General features: G+C 37.8%; 20 protein-coding genes and 2 tRNA genes. 4 read left to right on the top strand and 18 right to left on the bottom strand.

The features are described 5' to 3' along the window. Positions 1-20: 20 nt before the first annotated feature. From CCS77_RS04850 to CCS77_RS04780, 15 genes are all read right to left on the bottom strand, one after another. Positions 21-1,256, bottom strand: coding sequence for a type II secretion system F family protein (locus tag CCS77_RS04850; protein WP_107916727.1), 1,236 nt, complete (start codon positions 1,254-1,256; stop codon positions 21-23). Then, a complete protein-coding gene (locus tag CCS77_RS04845) occupies positions 1,253-3,004 on the bottom strand; it encodes a GspE/PulE family protein (protein ID WP_103558076.1) in 1,752 nt (583 codons plus the stop codon). Before CCS77_RS04845 ends, CCS77_RS04850 begins: the two co-directional genes overlap by 4 nt. Continuing rightward, positions 3,004-3,543, bottom strand: coding sequence for a hypothetical protein (locus CCS77_RS04840; RefSeq protein ID WP_009293846.1), 540 nt, complete (start codon positions 3,541-3,543; stop codon positions 3,004-3,006). The genes CCS77_RS04845 and CCS77_RS04840 overlap by 1 nt, the downstream gene beginning before the upstream one ends. Further along, positions 3,540-4,415 (bottom strand): CDC27 family protein, encoded by an 876-nt coding sequence (locus tag CCS77_RS04835; protein ID WP_107916726.1) that lies wholly within the window; start codon positions 4,413-4,415, stop codon positions 3,540-3,542. Before CCS77_RS04835 ends, CCS77_RS04840 begins: the two co-directional genes overlap by 4 nt. Continuing rightward, positions 4,408-5,235 (bottom strand): ATP-binding protein, encoded by an 828-nt coding sequence (locus CCS77_RS04830; RefSeq protein WP_002940497.1) that lies wholly within the window; start codon positions 5,233-5,235, stop codon positions 4,408-4,410. Before CCS77_RS04830 ends, CCS77_RS04835 begins: the two co-directional genes overlap by 8 nt. Then, positions 5,228-6,754 carry a pilus (MSHA type) biogenesis protein MshL gene (gene mshL, locus CCS77_RS04825; protein WP_002940454.1) on the bottom strand — a complete coding sequence of 509 codons (1,527 nt, stop codon included), beginning with the start codon at positions 6,752-6,754 and terminating at the stop codon, positions 5,228-5,230. Before mshL ends, CCS77_RS04830 begins: the two co-directional genes overlap by 8 nt. Beyond that, positions 6,732-7,142, bottom strand: coding sequence for a hypothetical protein (locus CCS77_RS04820; protein WP_107916725.1), 411 nt, complete (start codon positions 7,140-7,142; stop codon positions 6,732-6,734). Before CCS77_RS04820 ends, mshL begins: the two co-directional genes overlap by 23 nt. Next, positions 7,142-7,789 carry a hypothetical protein gene (locus CCS77_RS04815; protein ID WP_012001744.1) on the bottom strand — a complete coding sequence of 216 codons (648 nt, stop codon included), beginning with the start codon at positions 7,787-7,789 and terminating at the stop codon, positions 7,142-7,144. Before CCS77_RS04815 ends, CCS77_RS04820 begins: the two co-directional genes overlap by 1 nt. After that, positions 7,786-9,306, bottom strand: a complete 1,521-nt coding sequence (locus tag CCS77_RS04810; RefSeq protein WP_107916724.1) for a C4-dicarboxylate ABC transporter — start codon at positions 9,304-9,306, stop codon at positions 7,786-7,788. The genes CCS77_RS04815 and CCS77_RS04810 overlap by 4 nt, the downstream gene beginning before the upstream one ends. A 60-nt stretch (positions 9,307-9,366) precedes the next feature. Continuing rightward, positions 9,367-10,236 (bottom strand): GTPase Era, encoded by an 870-nt coding sequence (gene era, locus CCS77_RS04805; RefSeq protein WP_107916723.1) that lies wholly within the window; start codon positions 10,234-10,236, stop codon positions 9,367-9,369. Then, positions 10,233-11,555, bottom strand: a complete 1,323-nt coding sequence (hslU, locus tag CCS77_RS04800) for an HslU--HslV peptidase ATPase subunit (protein ID WP_012001741.1) — start codon at positions 11,553-11,555, stop codon at positions 10,233-10,235. Before hslU ends, era begins: the two co-directional genes overlap by 4 nt. Positions 11,556-11,563: 8 nt before the next feature. After that, positions 11,564-12,097, bottom strand: a complete 534-nt coding sequence (hslV, locus tag CCS77_RS04795) for an ATP-dependent protease subunit HslV (protein WP_002940451.1) — start codon at positions 12,095-12,097, stop codon at positions 11,564-11,566. After that, a complete protein-coding gene (gene rplI / locus CCS77_RS04790) occupies positions 12,098-12,544 on the bottom strand; it encodes a 50S ribosomal protein L9 (protein WP_021086217.1) in 447 nt (148 codons plus the stop codon). It abuts the gene before it with no gap. A 23-nt stretch (positions 12,545-12,567) separates the two neighbouring features. Then, positions 12,568-13,791: an argininosuccinate synthase gene (locus CCS77_RS04785; RefSeq protein ID WP_103574603.1), complete on the bottom strand. Its 1,224-nt coding sequence runs from the start codon at positions 13,789-13,791 to the stop codon at positions 12,568-12,570. A gap of 182 nt (positions 13,792-13,973) precedes the next feature. After that, the gene (locus CCS77_RS04780) at positions 13,974-15,512 is read right to left on the bottom strand and encodes an inorganic phosphate transporter (protein WP_002940474.1); all 1,539 of its coding nucleotides are present in this window, start codon (positions 15,510-15,512) and stop codon (positions 13,974-13,976) included. Between the two features lie 130 nt (positions 15,513-15,642). Between CCS77_RS04780 and CCS77_RS04775 the strand changes: the two genes are divergently transcribed. The 4 genes from CCS77_RS04775 (at position 15,643) to CCS77_RS04760 (ending at position 17,377) form a co-directional block, all read left to right on the top strand. Beyond that, the gene (locus CCS77_RS04775) at positions 15,643-16,545 is read left to right on the top strand and encodes a disulfide bond formation protein DsbA (protein WP_107916722.1); all 903 of its coding nucleotides are present in this window, start codon (positions 15,643-15,645) and stop codon (positions 16,543-16,545) included. A gap of 30 nt (positions 16,546-16,575) precedes the next feature. After that, on the top strand, positions 16,576-17,007 hold the full coding sequence (locus CCS77_RS04770; RefSeq protein ID WP_103586352.1) for a GatB/YqeY domain-containing protein: 432 nt from the start codon (positions 16,576-16,578) through the stop codon (positions 17,005-17,007). A 193-nt stretch (positions 17,008-17,200) separates the two neighbouring features. Continuing rightward, positions 17,201-17,275: transfer RNA gene (locus CCS77_RS04765), tRNA-Gln, on the top strand. Positions 17,276-17,302: 27 nt separating this feature from the next. Further along, positions 17,303-17,377 (top strand) — tRNA-Met (locus tag CCS77_RS04760). 28 nt (positions 17,378-17,405) lie between these two features. Here the strand turns inward: CCS77_RS04760 and CCS77_RS04755 are convergent. From CCS77_RS04755 to CCS77_RS04745, 3 genes are all read right to left on the bottom strand, one after another. Next, on the bottom strand, positions 17,406-17,660 hold the full coding sequence (locus CCS77_RS04755) for a site-specific integrase (protein WP_223232074.1): 255 nt from the start codon (positions 17,658-17,660) through the stop codon (positions 17,406-17,408). A gap of 281 nt (positions 17,661-17,941) precedes the next feature. After that, positions 17,942-18,949: a hypothetical protein gene (locus CCS77_RS04750; RefSeq protein ID WP_107916721.1), complete on the bottom strand. Its 1,008-nt coding sequence runs from the start codon at positions 18,947-18,949 to the stop codon at positions 17,942-17,944. Between the two features lie 34 nt (positions 18,950-18,983). Next, positions 18,984-21,089 (bottom strand): FtsK/SpoIIIE family DNA translocase, encoded by a 2,106-nt coding sequence (locus tag CCS77_RS04745; protein WP_103594302.1) that lies wholly within the window; start codon positions 21,087-21,089, stop codon positions 18,984-18,986. Positions 21,090-21,143: the final 54 nt, after the last annotated feature.

Below are 21,143 nucleotides of genomic sequence, written 5' to 3'. Positions count from 1 at the left end.
CCTTTAAGATTTTAATTATTTTAGTTTTTAACGGCTTTTGATAGATCCCACATCGGCAAAAATATACCAAGAGCCAGTAAAAGCACCATGCCTGCTATAAAAACAAGCAAGATAGGCTCGATATAGTTTGAGATGTTATCAATAATATCGTTAAATTTCATCCTGTAATAGTCAGTTACTTTTCCAGTCATATCATCTAAGCTACCGCTTTGCTCGCCAGCGCTTATCATCTGTATGAGCATATTTTCATATAAATTTGTATCTCTAAAAGCCTCTGTTAGGCTAACGCCCCTACCAACAAGTATCTTAACGCCGCTTAGCTTTTTTTTGATATCCTTGTTTGAAACCGTTATCACAGCTGTATCAAGGGCATCTGATATAGGCAAACCAGCTCGAACAAGCTCTGTAAAGATGAGGTTAAACCTGCTCATATTCGAATAAAATATGATCTTGCCGATGAGATAGACTTTCAAAAGATATTTATCGACCTTATCTTGAAATTCTTCACTCTCAAGATAGTATTTTCTAAGCAAATATCCGATAAATGCAAGTGCTCCAAGGATATAAAAGCCGTAGTTTGTCATGACGTATTCGATATTTAGCAAAATTTTAGTTGGCAGTGGCAGCTCTGCATTTAACTGCTCGAAAATTTCTCTAAACTGTGGCACAACAAGTATCATAAGGATGACAAAGGCTATGATGATCGCGCAGATGACTGTTATCGGATAGCGGATGGCCTTTTTAAATTTTTGCTGATTGTCCCAGACCTCTTGCAAGATAGAGGCAAGCTTTGCAAGCGCGTCAGCCATATTACCAGTGCTCTCGCCAAGTCTTATCATCGCTAGCGTCACGTCGCCTAGCTCTTCTTTAAAATTTTCTATACTATTTGTGAGGCTTGAGCCTTGATTTAGCTCCTCATCTATAGTTTGAAATATAAATTTAAGGCGCTTATCCTCGGTAGAGTTTGCAACCTCTTTAATGCTGTCGTGGATAGAAATTCCAGCATTTGTCATAACGCTAAGCTGTCTTATGGTGGCTACTAAATTTGGGATTTTCACCTTTGGATTAGTAAAAGCTTTTGCGATCACGTTTTGTAAATTTTCAAAGTTATTTATGCTAGAAGTTTGCGTCTCTTTGATCTTGACGATTATGCCAGTGACATTTGCTTTGTCTTTGATCTCGCTTTTATTGTTCGCTCTTAGGCTCATCTTATGGCGTTTGCCGTTTTGAATGTACTCAACCTCAAAGTATTTCATATCTTAGCAACCCTATAAACTTCTTCAAGCGTGGTTATGCCATTTGCTGCTCTTATGACGCCATCATGAAACATATCTATAAAACCCTCTTCGTAAGCTACGCTTTTAAGCTCATCTTTAGAAGCACCATTTGCGACCATGCTTGCTATATGGTCACTAATAGGTAAAATTTCACTTATCATCTCACGTCCTAGATACCCAGTTTGTGAGCATTGCGGACATCCGACGCTTTTATAAAACTGGTAGTTTTCTGGGACAAATTTCTTAACCTCGTCAAATGCCTTTTGAGATAGTGTGATCTTTTGTTTGCAGTGTGGGCAGAGCTTTCTAACAAGTCTTTGAGCCTCTATGCAAACGAGCGCGCCACTTACTAAATATGGCTCGATGCCCATATCTATCATACGAGGAAGTGCGCTAATGGCATCATTTGTGTGAAGCGTAGAAAAGACAAGGTGACCAGTAAGTGCCGCTTGTATCGCAATGCGAAGCGTCTCTTGATCCCTGATCTCGCCTATCATTATGACATCTGGATCTTGCCTCAAGATAGAGCGAAGGGCTGAGACAAAGGTAAGTCCAGCCTTTTCATTTACGTGCACTTGTTGGATCATATTTAGCTGGTATTCTACTGGGTCTTCAACTGTGATGATCTTGGTTTTTACGCTTTTTATATCATTTAGCGCACCGTAAAGCGTCGTAGTCTTTCCTGAGCCTGTTGGACCAGTAACAAGGATGATGCCATAAGGCGCTTTCATGCTCTTTTTAAATTTAGCAAAGTTATCAGGATGCATGCCAAGATCTTCTAAATTTATAATAACCTTTGACTTATCCAAAATTCTTAAAACTATACTTTCACCATTTAAGATAGGTAGCGTCGAGATACGAAAATCATACTCTTTGTCTAAAATTTGAGCTGAAAATCTACCATCTTGTGGGCGGCGGCGCTCTGCGATGTCCATGTTTGATAGTAGCTTCATACGGCTAACCATCGGCGGATAGATATCTTTGTCAAATATAAATGTCTCGCTTAGCATGCCATCGATCCTGCTTCTTACGATGCAGTTTGTCTCGGTTGGCTCGATGTGGATGTCGCTGGCTCTGCTTTGGATAGATGTTTTTAAGATGATCTCGATTAGCTTTAAAATTCCAGAGTTTTCACTGTTTTGACCTTGGCTAGCTGAGCTTGAAAGCTCTCTTCTGATCTCTGTTATCACATCTTTTATGCTCTCATTTAGTGCTAGCTTGCTTATATATTTTTCTATCTGAGTTGGCTGAGCGATGGCAACTTTTAGCAGTTTTCTATTAAATAAATTTTGCACCTTATCTTGAGCCATAACGTCAAATGGGTTTTTAAAAGCGACATATACGCTTATCTCATCTTCTTTTACTGGGATCGCGCTATATGTCTTTAGCTGAGCGGTGCTTAGCTTCTCGCTGATGCGGTAGTCGATGTCGATATCATCAAGGTCAAAGTATAAAACCTTAAATTTCTCGCTTATAAATTTAACAAAAGCCTTTATATCAAGCTCAAGGTCGTTTGAAATTTCATCGATATTTACATGTCCTCTTCTATAAATATCAGACAAAATTTCCATAAAATCATCGTCATTTAGTAAATTTTCATCTCTTAAAATTTTAACAAGACCTTTGCCTTCTTGTTCGCTTATCTGCTTTATCTTTTCTATATCTGATGTGCTTAGTTTGCCGTTTTGTTCTATATTTTTTAAGATTACATTTTCTACATTTTTCATTATCTATACTCTATTTGTGATTTCAGGTCGTTATTTTTAAAAATTTTAAGCACTAGCTTTGGTATTTGTCCATTTGTCGGGCTTATCTCATACCTTGTGTCAGAATTTGGCTCTTCAAAGATAAATGTGCCAAGCTCTTCAACATACTCTTTTTTTACAAATTTATCAAACAAAAATGAAAGTATATAATCACTCTTTGGAAGCCTGATATAACTTATATCAACGCCATCTATCATAGCGTGAAATAAGAGCTTTTTCTTAAATAAGATGTCAGCAAAATAGGCAGCATTTTCTCTTGATTTTTCGCTCTTTACTAGCTTATCGATCGGAGTTGCTAGCCTGTTTAGATCGTTCATCTTTATGCAAGCGATGCCAAACATAGAAATTTGCTCTTCGTTATTTTGTGTTTTTAAAAATTCCTCAACCTTTTGGTTGCAGACTTTTGCATAGTTTGCGCTGTTAAAGTCATCTCTTATCTCGGTCAGACTAACGGCAAAAACTTCACAAACAAAAACCAAAAAAATAACAAAAAATTTCATAATGTTCCACTTTTTATCTTATTTATAAGCTCATTTATCGAAGCTTTGTTTAAGTTTTTATTATACTCCCTTAGAGCTTTAACAGCATCATCGCTTTGCTTTAGCTTATATTTTGACTTTGCAAAGATGATCCACGACTCCTCTAAGCTATTATCTATATCGTTCGCTGCAAGCGACCACTTTATAGCTTCTTTGAAATTATTATTTCTAAAATTTAATCTAGCAAGCTCGAGCGCGATAGTTGGATTATTTGTCTTTAAAAACTGCTCTCTTAGCACGCTCTCTTCATTTGATGCTGAAGTTACTTGTATATTTACACGCTTTCTAGCTGGTTTTGACTCAAGATCTATCACTTCATCTTGTGGCACGCTTATGCCATTTATGCCATTTTGTTCGCTAAGTAGCTCTTCGTCAGGGATATTTAGCTTAAGCCAACCTTGTGAGCTTCTTTGCCTTTTTTGGTCATTTTTTGAAGTATCGTTTGTTTCGTTTATCTTTACGACTTCTTCTAGCTTTTTAGCTATCTTGTCAGCTAGCTCATCTTGCTTCTTACCCTCTTCAAATTTAGCCTTAGCAACCTCGCTCTTTTGCTTTAGCTCGCTAAGCATGCTTGCATTTGTCTCGTTTTTTTCTACCATTTTTACTGCGGTTGCATTTTTGGCTAAAAATTTATCGCTTTTACTAGCAAGACTTGGAGTTTTCTCTATGCTTAGCGCTATCAATGCAGCCAGCAAAATGATGATAAGTAAAAGCTCGATGATTAAAATTTTAGAGTTTTTGGCATTAAAAATTTTATGCAAAAAACCGCCATTTTTTTTCTTGTAGCTCTCATAAAGCTTTTCTAGTCTTTGAATTTCTTGTGGTTCAAGCATCGATTAGCCCCGCATCAAGTGCAGCCATGGTGAGTATCATGGTATTTGCCTTATCGCCGCTAAGCTTTGAAGGCTGATACTGCTCGTAGTATTCGCAAATTTCATAGAATTTATACATGATCTTGTTTAGCGTTCTTAAATTTCCACCGCAAAATGAGTAGGCGCACTCGTAGTCTTTTTTCTCAAATTTAAGGTATTTGTCATAGTTTTTTTGACTAAGCTTTCTTTGCAAGTAGATGATGATCTCATTTACATCAGCGCTACTTAGCTCGATGCTCTCCCATATCCTAGTCTGAAAATAATCTTTTGCCAAAATATCTTCGTTTTCAGTTTTGTGTATCGTAAAGAGAAATTTAAACATCCTAGTATCAGCCATAAGCCTTATCTTCTCGATAAGCTCAGTCGGATAGAGCTGCGCTTCATCTAGGATAACAGTCATTTGATTTTTTAAAATTTCATCTTTACTGCTAAAGTCTTTTGAATAAAATTTTATAAAGCTCTCAAAGTTGTTTATATCTTCAAGCTTTTTTCCATAAATTTGCTCACAAAGCGCCTCGATAAATGTCGCCTCGCTAAAAAATGGATGCGGGAAAAAGATGAGACTTTTATCTTCTTTTAGATCATTTGCGATCTTGTTTAGCAAAAAGGTCTTGCCACTACCTGGCTTGCCATAAAACAAGATGAGCTTTAGTGGCTTTTTTAGAGCTAAAACTATCTTGTTGTAGCAGCTTATAGAGTTGTCTAAATTTACGAAATTTAAACTCTCGTCTTCATCTATAAAAACATCTTTTATATGCGTATAAATATTTTCGTTACTCATAGATCGATTTAGAAAATCCTAGATCTTTTAGCGACTGCTGAACTGGTTTTGGATCTTCAAGATCAACAACTCTTGGCGTAATGACAAAGATAAGTTCAGTCGTTTTTACGCCATCTCTTGTGCTTTTAAAGACGCTTCCTATCAAAGGTATATCAGCTAGAAGTGGCACAGCTGTATTTTGCTTATTTTTAGTCTGTCCGATAAGACCACCAAGTATGATAGTATCGCCACTATTTACCTGAACAACTGTTGAGAGTTTTTTCTGAACGGTGTCAGGCGCTATCTCTCTAATAGAGGTGTTTTGACCTCTTGTGTCGTCTTCTGCATACTTAAAGCTGCTCAAGCTCGGGTTTATGCGAAGCATGATCTTGTTGTTATCTGAAACTTCTGGAAGTAAATTTAACAAGATACCGATAAATACAGAGTATTGCTTATAAGTTGTTGTAAGCCTATTGTTATTGTTATTGTTGCTACCATTATCTGTCTCTTCCATTACACGGTAGTTTATATTATCACCCACAGAGATTAGCGCTTGTTGGTTGTTTAGAGTGGTTACTTTTGGACTTGAAACGACCTTTGTTTTGCCATTTGTTTCAAGGAAATTTATCATACCATCAAGGCTAAAGTTTAAATTTGCAGCGATATTTAGTGTGCGACCAAAGCCATCGCTTAAGCTGTTGCCCTTATTTGTCCAGCTTGCACTTGAGCCGGTACTAGAGCCTTGGTTGCCTATATATGAGTTAAATCCAAGCTCAAATTTACTCCAATCAACACCTTGCTTATACTCATTATTTAGATCAACTGCGATGATAGAAACATCGATGATGACTTGTTTTTTAAGTCTTCTTTGCATCTCCGCTATATATTTTTCAACGCGTTTTAGCTGTGATGGGGTAGCTGTAACCGTGATAAGTCCAGCATTTTGGTTTATGATAGGATCTGGTGCGGTGATGTGCTCACTGCTATTATTTAAGATAGCTTTTAGCTCAGCGTCAAGCTTCTCCCAGAAGTCAAATTTCTCAGTTGTTCTTATCAAGTTGTTTTCATTTTTTATATCATTTGAGCTAGTATCACTGCTTGAGCTATTGCCTACTTCTGACGGAGAGGCATCAACCGAAGCTTTTGTGATAGCTGTGCCTTCACGGATAGAGGTGATATAGTCTATTTTAAAAATTTTTGTTTGAAGCGATGAGATTTTTAAGACATTATTTGAAAACTCATAGCTTAAATTTTTCTCGTTTAAAAGCAGATCAAAGACCTCGCTTAGGCTCATGTTTCTAATATTTACGCCAAAGACTTTATCGTCAAGCTCTTTTTTGCTATAAGCATCTTTTGCAACGATACTAAAATCACACATTTCAGAGAGCTGATTTAAAACATCTCCAAGACTTATATCGTCTGTGATCTTCATACTAAAATTTTTACTCAAGCATGTGCTTGGTTTTGCCATTATAGGGGTAGCTAAAAATGAAGCTAACGCCGCAGTTATAATAAATTTACTTAATTTTGATACCAACATTTTTACTTCCATTTTTAAGAGTTAGTTCTTGTTTTTCACCATCTTTTACGATGATAACCTTGCTGCCTTGAACACTTGTGATATTGTAATCATCAATCATATCTCCCACTTTATACCACTTGCCATTTATATTTGCCTTATTTAGCAAAATGGCCTTTAGCATAAACCCCCTTGCAGAAGAGTATTTTGTAGTGTTTTGATCGCCTTTTGGAGCAACTGGCAAATTTAGCTTGAAAGGATCTTGCAAGCTAGAAATTTCACCGCTATTAAGCCCCTTTCTTTGCTCCTTTATCTTAACAAAAACTTCATCATAGTTTTTCATCTCGCCTTCAAACTCACTGCCAAATAGGTTTAGAGCTAAAATTAAAAATAAACCAAATTTTTTCATCAGTACTTCATACCCCACACAGAGATAGAGAGCTTAGCTCCTAGATCTTTTTGAGTGGAATTTATATCCATTTTGTGAAGATCTACTACGAGTTTTGACTCTTCAAGTCCGTTTATATAGCTAAGCATATCTTTAAAATTCCCAAGGCAAGTGACATCTATATTTAAAATTTGCTCTATCTTTTGGAAATTTGGCTCTTTTATATCGCTTTTAAGCTCTAAAATTTTTATATTATTTTGTTTTGCCAAAAGCACGATGCTATCTATATAGTTTGCCCAGTTTTGATTGTCAAAAAGCAAAAATGAAAGCTCTTTAAGCTTTGAGTCAAAATAGGTATTAAATTTTAAAATATTCGTGTAGCGAAGTTTTAGATTGCTTAAATTTCTATTTTCTTCGTTTATCTTGAAATTTCTATCGCCATCAGGGGAGCTCACTGAGGCTAGATAGTTTCTAGTGTTTTCAAGCTTTGTAGAAATTCTCGTGTGTTTATCAAGCTTTTCATCAAAGAAATTTTGCGCAGGATCAAAGCATAGCATATAGACAAGATAAGCTATGATAAGCGCTGAGCCAAGAAAAATAAGGTTTGTTTCGTTTGGCTTTTTGCTATCAAAGTATTGATCTATTTTGCTTAAAATATCTTGTCTCATTGTCTAATCTCTATGCTTATATTACTTTCATACTCGTGTTTAGCGTCATCTGAACGAATTTTTTTAGTATTTACCAAGTATTTTTCATCTTTGCTGATATCTTTGATCAACTGGGTTATCCTTTTTTCATTATCGCTAACTGCAGTTATAGTCAAATTTCTATCGTTATTTACGATGTTTGTGATATGAACTGCGTTTAGATTTAAAATATCGGTAATTTTAAAAAGATTTAAACCCTTCATAGCGTAATTATCTTTTTTATTTTCAATCTCAGCAAGCAGACCTTTTCTGAAATTTAGCTTTTCATTCTCTTTTTGAGTCTGTTCTTTTACCGCCTCTTGTTCTCTTGAAATTTTAGCTAGCGTCTCTTTTATCTGCATCTCTTGTGCGTTTAGGACGCTATATTCGTCATTTAGTCTTGCGCTGTCTTTTTCTAAAACAAGGCCAGCTATGTAGTTGTAAGATGGATATAACATACTTAGCGCAAATGCCGCAGCGCAAGTGAGCAAAAATTTACCACTTTTTCTTTTGACAAATGGATCTGGACGGAGCATATTTGAGAGGTTAAAATTTTCATAAAATGGCTCTTTGGTATAAAATCTACCAAATAAAGCCATCACGTTATAACGCTCGTTTATAGTATAGTTTTTGTTGTTTATCGCAACTTTTATGTTTATATACTCTGCATCCAAACCAAGTTTGGTTGAGATAAAATTTGCAAAATTTTTGATCTCATAGTCGCAATCTATGTAAATTTTCTTTATGGCTATGCCATTTTGGCTATTTATAATGTTTAAAATATCGTTAAAGTAAAAGATATAATCTTCAAAAACTGTGTTTAGATCGTAGTTAAAGCCATCATCATCTTTATTTACAAGTCCTCTTTGAGACAAAACTTCGATAAATTTTTCATCGCTCAAGCGATCACCGCTTTGCTCTAAGAATTTATCTTTAAGATAGTTTAAGTTATAGCGAATTTCTCTAGCAGTAAAGAAATCACCATCTAAATATATACTTAAAAATGATTCATCTTTTCTAAGCGCTATAAAGCAGTCTGCTTGTGTGCTAGGTAACAAGCCTTTTTTATAAATAGCAGAGTAGATCAAAGGCTCAGGCGCAAGATAGTCGATATATGGGACTTTTTTTGCAACCGCTTTAAAGGTTGAATTTATATCTTCATTTGTGATAGCAAAAACAGTAAAAATTCTCTCTTGAGCTTTTGTAGTGCCTTCTGAAAAGAATATCTTATTGTCAAGCGCTGGATCAAGTGAGAGCTCTGCATAGGTTTTTGAATAAAGCTCCTCATATAGGGCGTCGTTATCAACACTTCTAGGGATAAAAAATGTTGTTGTTTTTAAGTCTTTAAATTTTATATATGAGATGAAAAAGTCGCGTTTATTGACTGTTTTTGAAAAGTTAAAAGCTTCTACATTGCTGTTGTGATAACGAAATCCTTTATAGTCATACGGATCTAGTGTAACTATAGAAATTTCACTATTTTTTTTAATATTCATCATGAATCAAAAAACCTTCCTAAACGCTTATATTGGGTATTTTAATATCTTTCTAATAAAAAATCAATAGCCGATTATCTGATTTAGGCTCTTTTCTTCTTTGCTCCAGCCTTTTTTAACGACTACATCGAGCTTTAGAAAGACCTTTGTGTTGGTTAAATTTTGTATTAACTTTCTTGCAAAAATTCCAATTCTTTTAATAGTTTCACCATTTTTCCCGATGATCATGCTTTTGTGGATGTCACGCTCCGTGATGATACTAGCATAAATTTCAGTTATGCCAGTTTTTTCTTTCACGCTTTTTATGATCACATCGCTAAGATATGGGATCTCATCGCTTAAATTTTCATAGATCGCTTCAAGTATAAATTCTCTAAAAATTTCCTTCTCATTTGTCGGTGTGAGAAATTCTGGATCATAAAAGTACTCATGCTCTGGCAAAAGCTTACAAATTTCATCAAGAAGCGGCTTTTTATATGTAGGCTGCTTGGTGCTAAAAGTAAGAAGTGCTGCAAATTTATCTTGAAATTTCTGGTACTTTGTGATCTTTTCAAGCACTTTTGCGTTTGAGCTTTCATCGACTTTTGTTAGCACTAATATGTGTGGTTTTTCAGGATTTAGAGCTAGAAATTTCTCGTAGTCGTTTGTATCATCATGGATAGGCGCTAAAAATACGATGAGATCGCAGTCTCCCATCGATTTTATAGCTTGGTTTATTAGTAGTTGATTTATCGTCTTGCTGCTCTCGTGAAGCCCTGGCGTGTCGGTGAAGATGATCTGATCTTCACCGTTCATAACGATGCCATTTATCTTTCTGCGAGTTGCGTTTTGTTTGTGCGAGACAATGGCGATCTTTTCGTTTAATAAAGCATTTAAAAACGAGCTTTTGCCAGCATTTGTGCGTCCTATGATGCTAACAAAGCCTGATTTCAAAGTATATACCTCGCTAGATCTTGATCCTCAACAACGTCTTTTAGGCGCTCTTTTACAAGCTCTTTTGTCACGTTTATCTTCTCGCCGCTCTTTTCGCTAGCCTCAAAGCTGATATCTTCTATCACGCGCTCGATCACCGTGTGAAGGCGTCTAGCACCGATATCCTCCATCTTTTCATTTGCTGCGTGAGCGATCCTTGCTATCTCTTTTATCGCTTCATCGTCAAATTCTAGCTCTACATTTTCAGTTGAAAGAAGTGCGATATATTGTTTTAAAAGCGAATTTTTTGGCTGGGTTAAAATTTGATAAAGCGCGTCCTCATCAAGGCTATCAAGCTCGACCCTTAGTGGGAAGCGGCCTTGAAGCTCTGGGATGAGATCGCTTGGCTTGCTTATGTGAAAGGCGCCAGCTGCGATAAATAAAATATGATCTGTCTTTAAATTTCCAAATTTAGTATTTACATTTGAGCCCTCAACGATAGGCAGCAAGTCTCTTTGCACACCTTCTTTGCTAGGATCTTGCCTATTTGAGCTACCTGAGCCAACGGCTACCTTATCGATCTCGTCTATAAAGATGATGCCCTCGTTTTCAGCTCTTCTTAAAGCCTCAGTTTTTACGCTCTCAAGGTCTAAAATTTTATCATTTGCCTCGCTTTGAAGTGCTTTTTTGGCGTCTTTTACCTTCATCTCTTTTTTGATGTTTTTGCCACCGATGCCAATTATCTTGATAAAGCTCTCTTGCATCTGCGCCATATCAGGTGGCACGTTTGAGCCAGCTTCAAGTGGGTTTTGCTGCACCTCGATCTCGATGCTTAGCTCGTCAAGCTCGCCATTTCTTAGCCTATTTAGCATCTTGTCATAGCTCTTAGCGTACTCTGCTTGCTTCTCTTCACTTGCACCTTTTGGAAGTGGCGGAAGTAGCTTTGAGACGATCTTTTCTTCGATATAGGCATTTATCTTGTCTTGGTTTTTCTCGCTTTGCTCGTTTTTTACGAGATTATATGATGCCATAGCAAGGTCTCTTACCATGCTCTCAACGTCACGACCAACAAAGCCAACCTCGGTATATTTGCTAGCCTCGACCTTGATAAAAGGTAGCCCCATCATCTTTGAAAGACGCCTTGCGATCTCAGTTTTGCCAACGCCAGTTGAGCCGATCATCAAGATATTTTTTGGCATGATGTCATCTTGCAAGCTCTTTTCAAGCTTCATGCGGCGGTAACGGTTTCGAAGTGCGATCGCTATGATCTTTTTGGCGTCCTTTTGACCGATCACATAGTCATCTAAAAATTTAACAATTTCTCTTGGTGTTAAGTTCATTTTCTCTCTTATTCTAAAACATAAGTTTTGATGTTTGTATTTGTATAGATGCAAATTTCGCCGGCGATCTTGAGGCTCTCTTTGACTAGCTCCTCTTCGTCGATATCAGCAAATTTATCTAGGGCACGAGCCGCTGAAAGGGCGTAGTTACCGCCGCTTCCGATAGCTGCTATCTTGCCATCTTCTGGCTCAACTACATCTCCTGTGCCACTAAGTAAGAAAATTTTATCCCTATCAAGCACAAGCATCATCGCTTCAAGCTTTCTTAAATACTTGTCTTTGCGCCACTCTTTGCTAAATTCTATTACCGCCTTTAGTAAGTCCCCCTTTGTATGTTCTAAATTTTTCTCAAACATATCAAAGAGATTAAACGCGTCAGCGGTGCTACCAGCAAAGCCAGCTAAGACTTTGCCGTTGTGAATTTTGCGGATTTTTACGGCATTGCCTTTTAAGACGGTGTTGCCAAAACTCACCTGTCCATCGCCACCGATGACCGCTTTATTTTTGCCTTTGTAGGCTAAGATGGTTGTCGCATGAAACATCTACTCTCCTTGCACATCAACCTTTAAGGTCGCATTTATCGAGTGTCCAAGCTTTATAGAGACATCATAAAGACCAACAGCTTTTAGATGTGTATCTAGATCGATAGCCTTTTTCTCAACTACCAAATGATGTGTCTTTTCAAGCTCTGCTGCGATCTCCTCTTTTGAAACTGAGCCAAAAAGAGAGCCATTTGCACCAAGAGTTTTCTTAACGACGACTGTCACTTTTGCAAGCTCTTCTTTAAGCTTTTCTAAATTTGCGATCTCATATTTTAGCTCTTCAGCCTTTCTTTTTTGAGCCGCTTCGTATTGACGAAGGACATCTGGAGTGGCTGCTTTTGCAAAGCCTTTGCCGATTAAAAAGTTGTTGCCGTAACCGTCTTTTACCTCTTTTATCTCGCCAGCTTTACCAAGTGCTTTTACATCTTTTATTAATAATACTTTCATTTTTATCCTTTTAAATTTTATTTTTAGTCAAATTTTCGCCCATTTTTGCGTGCGATGATGAAACGAAGCGCATTTAGTTTGATAAATCCAGCTGCATCTTTTTGATCATAAACACTATCTTCTTCAAATGTGCAGTACGCCTCGCTAAAGAGATTATCATCTTTGCTGTTTCTGCCAAGGATAGTCACATTGCCTTTGTAAAGCTCAACTTTTACAGAGCCATTTACGTGCTCTTGGCTCTTGTCGATGAGAGCTTGGAGCATATTTCGCTCAGGTGACCACCAGTAGCCGTTGTAGATTAGCTCGGCGTATTTTGGCATGATCTCATCTTTTAGGTGAGCTGCACCGCGGTCAAGCGTTATACTCTCGATCGCTCTGTGAGCTTTTAGCATTATCGTGCCGCCAGGAGTTTCGTAGCAGCCGCGGCTCTTCATACCAACTGAGCGGTTTTCTACGATGTCAAGTCTGCCGATACCGTGTTTTGCGCCAAGGCGGTTTAGCTCGGTTAAAATTTCAGCTGGGCTCATCTTTTTGCCGTTTATGCTCACTGGATCGCCTTTTTCATAGCCTATCTCAATGATCTCGCTCTTATCTGGAGCATCTTTTGGACTTACTGTCCATCTCCACATATCATCTTCTGGTGCGTGGCTTGGGTCTTCAAGCACTAGGCCTTCGTAGCTTATGTGAAGTAAATTTGCGTCCATTGAGTATGGGCTCTTGCCTGGTTTTTTGGTGATATCTATGCCGTTTTTCTCAGCGTATGCTAAGAGTTTTTCGCGGCTGTTTAGATCCCACTCGCGCCATGGAGCGATGATAGTTAGGTTGTCGCCAAGTGCGTAGTAGCCAAGCTCAAAGCGAACTTGGTCGTTGCCTTTGCCTGTTGCTCCGTGGCTCACACCATCAGCGCCAACAAGTCTTGCGATCTCGCTTTGGCGTTTTGCTATTAGTGGGCGTGCGATTGATGTGCCAAGTAGATATTCGCCCTCATAGATTGCGTTTGCTCTAAACATTGGAAATACATAATCACGTACAAATTCTTCTCTTAAATCTTCAATAAAAATATTTTCAGGTTTTACGCCAAGCGCTAGGGCTTTTTTGCGTGCAGGCTCTAGCTCTTCGCCTTGTCCGATATCAGCTGTAAATGTGACTACTTCGCATTTGTATTCGTCTTGGAGCCACTTTAAAATAATACTTGTGTCAAGTCCGCCTGAGTATGCTAAAACAACTTTTTTTACATCTTTTTTCATAGCTGTCCTTTTGTTGAAATGGTCGTATTTTAGCCTAAATTGATTAATCTTTAATAAATTAATCTATTAAATAATGTAAGTAAAATTTTATTTTTCTGATAGTTTTTGTCTGCGAAAATTATAAATTTTAGTTTAAGTTAGATTTGCTTGCAAATTTTAAATTTACAAGCAAAGTGTTTTTTCTAAACGCCTAGAAATTTAGCAAGGGCAAAATAAAATATAGCCGATGAGATAGCAGCTGCAGGAAGCGTGATGAGCCAAGCTAATATGATAGGTCTTACCATTTTCCAATTTGCATTTTTATTTACGATACCAATGCCCAAAACCGCGCCTATTAGGATATGCGTCGAGCTAACTGGTATGCCAAGCTTTGTAGCTAGAAGTATGACGATACTTGAGGCAAGCTCTGCGCTAAAGCCAGTCGTAGGTAAAATTTCAGCTAGTTTTGAGCCAATAGTTGTGATCACTTCTTTGCCTAAAAACCAGAGTCCAACAACAAGCGAGATGCCAAAGGTTACCATTGCGATGCTAGGTATCGGCGAGCTTTCGTTTATAGAGCCAGTTTTTAGTACATCAAGCACCGCAGCAAATGGTCCAACTGCGTTTGCAATGTCGTTTGCACCGTGTGAAAACGCAAAAGATGAAGCGGTAAAAATTTGAAACCATGAGAAAATTCTATTGATACTCTTTTCGCTATCGTTTTTGCTCATGACGTTTATGATAGCAAGGCTTGCAAGATACGCCAGAGCTCCGATGACGAAGATGATCCAGACTGTTTGGATGATGCTAAAGGCTAAATTTATATGCTCAAGCCCTTTAAAAAGCATCATTGATGAGATGACCATCGCGGCAAATCCAGCGATGATCGGGATGTGCTTTTTCATCGCTTTAAAGGTATCTATCTCTTTTTCGCTATCTTTCATGATACGAATTTTTGAGCGGTATTCGCTGTATTCAGTGGTTTCGATCTCGTCCTCATCGATAACTGCGATCTTTGAAAGAGTGGCTATCTGCTCCTCAGCTGGCTTTGTTTTAAGCGCTTTTATGAAGCTTTCTTTATAGGCTTTTCTCTCAGCTTTTAGCGCTTTTAAATTTGTCTTTAGCTCGTGCGTTGGCTCAATTATTTTGCTTTTTACGTAGCCAAATATAATGTAAGACATCACGCCGCCAAGCAGTGGCGAGATGACCCAGCTAACGGCGATCCTGCCGATCTCGCCCCAAGAGACCATATTAAATGGCTCAGGATCTTTTATCATAAACCCCATAGCAAGTCCTGCGCCAACGATACCGCCAACTATCGAGTGAGTGGTCGAGACTGGCAGACCTTTTTTGGACGCGTAAAATAGCCAAAGACCAGAGCTAAGAAGGGCTGAGATCATAATTATGACAAATTTCATCGGGTTTAGATCGCTTGGAAATTTTACGATCTCGTTTCTAATGGTATTTGTAACCTCAGATCCTGCAAATATCGCACCGCTAAGCTCAAAAATGGCGGCGATTACAAGAGCTTGTTTTAGTGTGAGTGTTTTTGCGCCAACGCTTGTGCCAAAGCTGTTTGCAACGTCATTTCCACCGATATTAAACGCCATAAAAAGGCCAAACATGCCAGCGATCAAGAATAAAAAGTAGTTATTTGCCGGGATGTATTGATAGCCCCAAACGAAAAATCCAACGCTGCAAATCGCAAAAATAACTAACGCCAAGAAGTTATCTCGAAGCAATCAAGCCCCCTTGTAAGAGTTTTTGGCAAAATTATATCTTGAAAATTATTAAAGTTTTTAGAATTTTCTCACTTTAAATGATACTAAATTATCATATGTTAGAATTTGGCAAAAATATTAAGGATAAATTTTGGTTATAGCGATCGATCTTGGCTCAAACACCTTTCGTGTGGCACTTATAAAAAAGGTGCAAAATGGCTTTAGCAACGAGCAAATTTATGAAAAAATAGTTGGAGCTGCAAGGGGCTTAAATGAAAGTGGCAAGATAGGCTTTGAGGCTAAAAATAGGCTTTTTAAAGCGATAGCGGAGGCTAAAAGCAAATTCGACTTTACTAAATTTAAATGCGTGGCGGTTGCGACCGAGGCTTTTAGAGTGGCATCAAATAGTGAAGAAATTTTTAGCGAGATAAGAGAGAAATTTGGCATAAATTTTCATATCATTGATGGGCAAGCTGAAGCAAAACTTACATTTTTAGGCGTGCAAAATGCCTTAAGAAAGCTTGGCATAAATGATAAATTTAGCCTGATCGACATCGGCGGTGCGAGCTCAGAGATAGGCGAAGAGGGAAAATTTATAAGCTTTAAATTTGGCATCATCACCTTTTATGAGAGGTTTAAGACGCTTGATCTGATGCAAGAAAATGCAAAAATTTATACAAAAGAGGCAATGGAATTTTTAACAAGTCTTGATAACAAGCTCATCGTGCTAACTTCTGGCGTGCCAACCGCTATCGCAGCGCTAAAGCTTGGGCTAAACTACGAAAGCTACGATCCCAAAAAAATGAGTGGATATGAGCTTAAAAATGATGATCTTGCTTGGTTTATAAATGAGCTTTTAAAGATGGATGATAGAAGCGCTGACGTGGCGGTTGGAAGAAGTAGAAAATATCCGCTCATCGCTGGAACGCTGCTTTTAGAGGAGCTACTAAACGGGCAAAACGCGAAATTTATAGTAATAGACGATGGGCTTAGAGAGGGCGTTGGGGCGGCTTATTTAAAAGGTATATTTCAAGAAATTATCACAAAATTTTAGTTATGATTTCAAAAATTTAAAGGAGAGAAAATGAGCATAAGAGAGCAAATTTTAGCCGACATAAAAGAGGCTATGAAAGCAAAAGATGAGTTTAAAAGAGACACCTTAAGGACGCTAAATGCAGCACTTAAGCAGGTTGAAGTCGATCAAAGGATCGAGATGACCGACGAGGTCGTGCTTCCGCTACTTCAAAAAGAGATCAAAAAGAGAGCTGACTCGGTTGAGCTCTATCTAAAGGGGGCAAGAGAGGATCTCGCCAAAAAAGAGCAGAGCGAGATCGAGCTAATCAAGGCATATCTACCAGCTCAGCTAAGTGATGATGAGCTAAAAGAGAAGATAAAAAGCATAATTGAAAAGGTTGGTAAAAATTTAGGCGCTGTGATGAAAATGGCAAAAGATGAGATCGGAGCTAGCGCTGAAGCAAAACGCATAAGCATGATCGCAAAAGAGCTTTTGGGTTAAAAACCAAATAGACCCATGCAAATTTTCGCATGGGTTTTAAAAGTTATAGTTAAATTTTATACGCTACAAAAGTATTTTATTTATTTTTAAATTTTTAAAAAGCTACTTTGAAAAATAAAATATTTTTGCATATTTTTTTAAAAAACTTGACAAATGACATTAAAGTCTATATAATTACAACTCTTAAAAACATTGGGGTATCGCCAAGCGGTAAGGCAACTGGTTTTGGTCCAGTCATTCAGAGGTTCGAATCCTCTTACCCCATCCACTCTTAAAAATCCCAAACAACTCTTATCGCGGAGTAGAGCAGTGGTAGCTCGTCGGGCTCATAACCCGAAGGTCGGCGGTTCAAATCCGTCCTCCGCAACCAAATACCAAGGACTTTTACCACCTTTTAATTAAACACCAACTCCCACACCATCACGTATATCATCAACATTTAGATGCACGTAATGTAGGCTACTTTTAATATCTGTGTGACCCATAAAAGCCATCAGTTTATGAGCGTTAAATCCCTTCAAACTCACTAACCTAGAAGCCACTGTATGGCGTAATACGTAAAGTCCGTGAGTGTTACTAGTCCCTAAATATCCAAGATGGTTTCTCACAGCCCACCACATACGATTTGCAGTATCGTGATTTAGGTGGGTTATAGGACATTTATCAAGTGGTAAGTCTTTGTATCTATAATAAAGTTAATTTAAGGCATCAAATTTATTTCGGCAGTGAGGCATTACTTTTTGCAGTTATGATATAACTCTTTTAGGTATCAATTAGCACGCTATGCGAATTTGTTTCATAAAGAGTTTAAATATTTTTGATTATGTTTTAGCTATTTCTAAAATTTATTTTTAAATTTTTTACGATAGTTTTAATTTGCAAACTTTCATTATCAATTAAATTTAGTAGATAAATTTAAATCAACACAAGGCTTTTATATATTATCCGCGACACATCTAACAAGTTCATTTTCATTATCGCCCGGATATTCACTCCAAAAATCAATCTTCAAAATTTTTCCTAACTGCTTTGAATTTTGCAAATCATCCAGCCAACGACCATCTATATAATCAACCTTTTTAACTTCTGAGAGTAGAATTTCTTGTGTTTTTAGCTCGTAAGTTTTTCTAATAAATGTTCCATCGTAATCTTCCTCTTCTTGCACATCATATAAAGATTTGTACTTTTCTATACACTCTTCGTATCTCTTATACTCTTTATTGCCAGGGTATAGCAAATTTGCACTTTTTTCTAGCCTATGATTTATAAAGTCCATTTGCACTATATACTCTGGCATAGGACCGTTATTATCACTAATAAAATATCTTACAAGCTTAAAATCTTTTCCGTCTAGCGCAAAAACATATTCCCAGTATCCGTACTTACCATAACTATAGAAAAATTTTAGCTCACTATTTTCTATCTCTACTACAAGCTCTGGTGGGAAATAAGCTCCGCCATCTTCATTTGGGCTCTCAAAGATATCTCTCTTAGTTACTGCAGCCTCATATTTATCACCATTTGAGAGCAAGATTACGATACCACGACGATTTTTATTTACTATTTGGCACCATTTATCGTCTTTGGTGCTCTCATCGCAACCATCACTAAACGGCATAAATTTTTCCTTAAATGTTTCTTGAGTTACTACAACTACATCCTCTACGCCATCTTTGTTTAGATCGCCCTTGATGGCATCATATAGTGCAGTTTGGTTTGGCAATGATACTTTCACTGCCGCTAGCATCTTATCATCTAGCTTGGATAAATTCTCTATCTCATACTCATTGCCAGAAAAAGGTATGTTCATCTGCTTTAGAGTTTTTAGCACAGAAGCTGATTTTGACGAGTTTTTCTCTACATTACTTGTATTAATATCTTGAGCAATGCTAAAATTTAGCATTAAAAAAGGAATACAAACGAGAAATCCAAATTTAAACATATTTATTCCTTTATATTTACATTGCTATATAAATTTAAACCAAAATTTCCCTTTGCCCTTTTGCATTGACAGGGCTTAAAACGCCCATTTTTTCCATCTGTTCGATTATATTTGCAGCTTTGTTGTAGCCAATTTTTAAGCGTCTTTGTAGGTAGCTGATCGATGTTTTTTGCTCGCTTAAGATGATCTCTTTTGCCTCTTCGTATAGCTCATCAAGCTCGTCTTCACCTAGCGCACCAGCAGCTGAGCCTGCGCTAGAGCCCTCTTCTGCTAGAAATTTCTCATCGTAGATCACATCTTGTTGCTCTTTTAAGAAATTTACGATTGTTTCTATCTCTTTTTCGCTAGCAAATGGCGCATGAAGCCTGATCACACCAGGGCTTCCAGGAGGCGTAAATAGCATATCTCCTCGCCCTAGCAAGCTCTCAGCTCCCATTTGATCAAGGATGACCTTACTATCGATCCTCTGACCTACTCTGTAGCTTATCCTGCTTGGTAAATTTGCCTTTATAAGGCCAGTCACGACATCGACACTTGGGCGCTGAGTGGCAACTATCAAGTGTATGCCACTAGCCCTTGCCATCTGCGCTAGACGGCCTATATAAAGCTCCACGTCCTTGCCGCTAGTCATCATAAGATCGGCTAGCTCATCGATGATCACGACGATGTATGGAAACTGCTCGCCGCCCTCACTCTTCATCTTTTCGTTGTAGCTCTCTATATTTTTTGTGCGAGTTTGGCTCATTATTTTGTATCTTCTCTCCATCTCAGCGACCATGTTTGCAAGCGCTGTGATCGCCTTTTTAGCCTCTGTGATAACCGGAGTCAAAAGGTGCGGGATATCGTTATATATGCTAAATTCAAGCATCTTTGGATCGATCATCATTAAGCGCAAAGTTTGCGGGCTATTTCTATAAAGCAAGCTTAAAAGCATCGCGTTTATACCCACACTCTTGCCAGATCCAGTTGTGCCAGCGATTAGCAAATGTGGGAGCTTTTTGAGGTCAGTCACAAAAGGAGCACCCACGATATCCTTGCCAAGAGCCATAGTTAGCGGGCTGCTAGCGTTTTTAAATATCTCGCTCTCTAAAATTTCTTTTAGATAGATCGTCTCTAAATTTTGATTTGGCACCTCGATACCAACGACGTCTTTACCAGGGATCGGCGCTTGGATACGGATAGTTTGAGCCTTTAGCGCCATCGCTAGGTCATCTTGCAAAGTGAGGATTTTACTTACCTTGATGTGCGGGGCTGGGCGAAACTCAAATGTCGTGACGATAGGGCCAGTATAAGTTCGCACCACGTCGCCATCTATCTTAAATTTACGCAGTTTATCTAGTAAATTTGAAATTTGTTGGTCGATCTCGGCCTCATTGATATTGTGCGAGCGCTTTGGAGGGTCGTTTAGAAATTTAAGTGGTGGCAAGACAAAGTCTTTTGGCTTTTCGACCTTGCCGCGTTCTATCTGATCAAGAAGTTTTTTGTTTTCAGCCACTTCATTTAAAATTTCAACCCCGCCTATGGTTGCAGGTCTGCTCTCTTGTACCGGCTCCATCTCTGGTTCTGGTTCACTATCTAAATTTGGCTCATCATCATTTAGCACCTGAGCGTCTATAAGCTCTTCTTCTTTTATCTCGTCGGCTTTTGGCTTTTTGCGCTCTATCTTTGGTATCTGCCTTGCCCTTACCTCTTTTACACTTCTGCTTTTTTCTTCATAGCTATTTGGCTCTTTATCTACGAAAGCCTTTCTTAAAACGATAATAAAATTTTCTCTAAAAGCAAGTCCAAGCGAGATGATAAATATCATAAGTATAGCAACCGCAGTGCCGATAGCGCCGATGACTTCTTTTAGCGCTGAGACTATAAAGCCACCTATCACGCCGCTATTTGTCCCAGAAGTACTTAGCGCTTGAAACATCAAAAATGCGATAAAAAATAGAAAAATCCCAACTACAAACTGGGCAAAATCAAAGTCAAATTTCTTAAAATTTTTATATACAAAATAGCCTAGAACGATAAGTAAAAATGGATAAACATAGGCGATAAGTCCAAAATATTTAATATTAAAAACGCCAAGGCTTTGTCCAAGTGAGCCTACAAAATCAGCAGTTGGAGCAGCCGTAGCGATACCAAAATATATAAAAAAACAAACAAAAATAGTAAATAATATATGTCTTAAAATTTTAGATCCTTT

This window comes from Campylobacter concisus, from assembly GCF_003048375.1.
Lineage (GTDB): Bacteria > Campylobacterota > Campylobacteria > Campylobacterales > Campylobacteraceae > Campylobacter_A > Campylobacter_A concisus_T.
The sequence above is the reverse complement of the archived record's forward strand: the minus strand, read 5'-3'. Positions and strand labels throughout refer to the sequence as shown.

Excerpts from the sequence above, each read along its gene's own strand:
- CCS77_RS04850 (WP_107916727.1), bottom strand. The coding sequence starts at position 1,256 with ATGAAATACTTTGAGGTTGAGTACATTCAAAACGGCAAACGCCATAAG.
- CCS77_RS04845 (WP_103558076.1), bottom strand. The coding sequence starts at position 3,004 with ATGAAAAATGTAGAAAATGTAATCTTAAAAAATATAGAACAAAACGGC.
- CCS77_RS04840 (WP_009293846.1), bottom strand. The coding sequence starts at position 3,543 with ATGAAATTTTTTGTTATTTTTTTGGTTTTTGTTTGTGAAGTTTTTGCC.
- CCS77_RS04835 (WP_107916726.1), bottom strand. The coding sequence starts at position 4,415 with ATGCTTGAACCACAAGAAATTCAAAGACTAGAAAAGCTTTATGAGAGC.
- CCS77_RS04830 (WP_002940497.1), bottom strand. The coding sequence starts at position 5,235 with ATGAGTAACGAAAATATTTATACGCATATAAAAGATGTTTTTATAGAT.
- mshL (WP_002940454.1), bottom strand. The coding sequence starts at position 6,754 with ATGTTGGTATCAAAATTAAGTAAATTTATTATAACTGCGGCGTTAGCT.
- CCS77_RS04820 (WP_107916725.1), bottom strand. The coding sequence starts at position 7,142 with ATGAAAAAATTTGGTTTATTTTTAATTTTAGCTCTAAACCTATTTGGC.
- CCS77_RS04815 (WP_012001744.1), bottom strand. The coding sequence starts at position 7,789 with ATGAGACAAGATATTTTAAGCAAAATAGATCAATACTTTGATAGCAAA.
- CCS77_RS04810 (WP_107916724.1), bottom strand. The coding sequence starts at position 9,306 with ATGATGAATATTAAAAAAAATAGTGAAATTTCTATAGTTACACTAGAT.
- hslU (WP_012001741.1), bottom strand. The coding sequence starts at position 11,555 with ATGAACTTAACACCAAGAGAAATTGTTAAATTTTTAGATGACTATGTG.
- hslV (WP_002940451.1), bottom strand. The coding sequence starts at position 12,097 with ATGTTTCATGCGACAACCATCTTAGCCTACAAAGGCAAAAATAAAGCG.
- rplI (WP_021086217.1), bottom strand. The coding sequence starts at position 12,544 with ATGAAAGTATTATTAATAAAAGATGTAAAAGCACTTGGTAAAGCTGGC.
- CCS77_RS04785 (WP_103574603.1), bottom strand. The coding sequence starts at position 13,791 with ATGAAAAAAGATGTAAAAAAAGTTGTTTTAGCATACTCAGGCGGACTT.
- CCS77_RS04770 (WP_103586352.1), top strand. The coding sequence starts at position 16,576 with ATGAGCATAAGAGAGCAAATTTTAGCCGACATAAAAGAGGCTATGAAA.
- CCS77_RS04750 (WP_107916721.1), bottom strand. The coding sequence starts at position 18,949 with ATGTTTAAATTTGGATTTCTCGTTTGTATTCCTTTTTTAATGCTAAAT.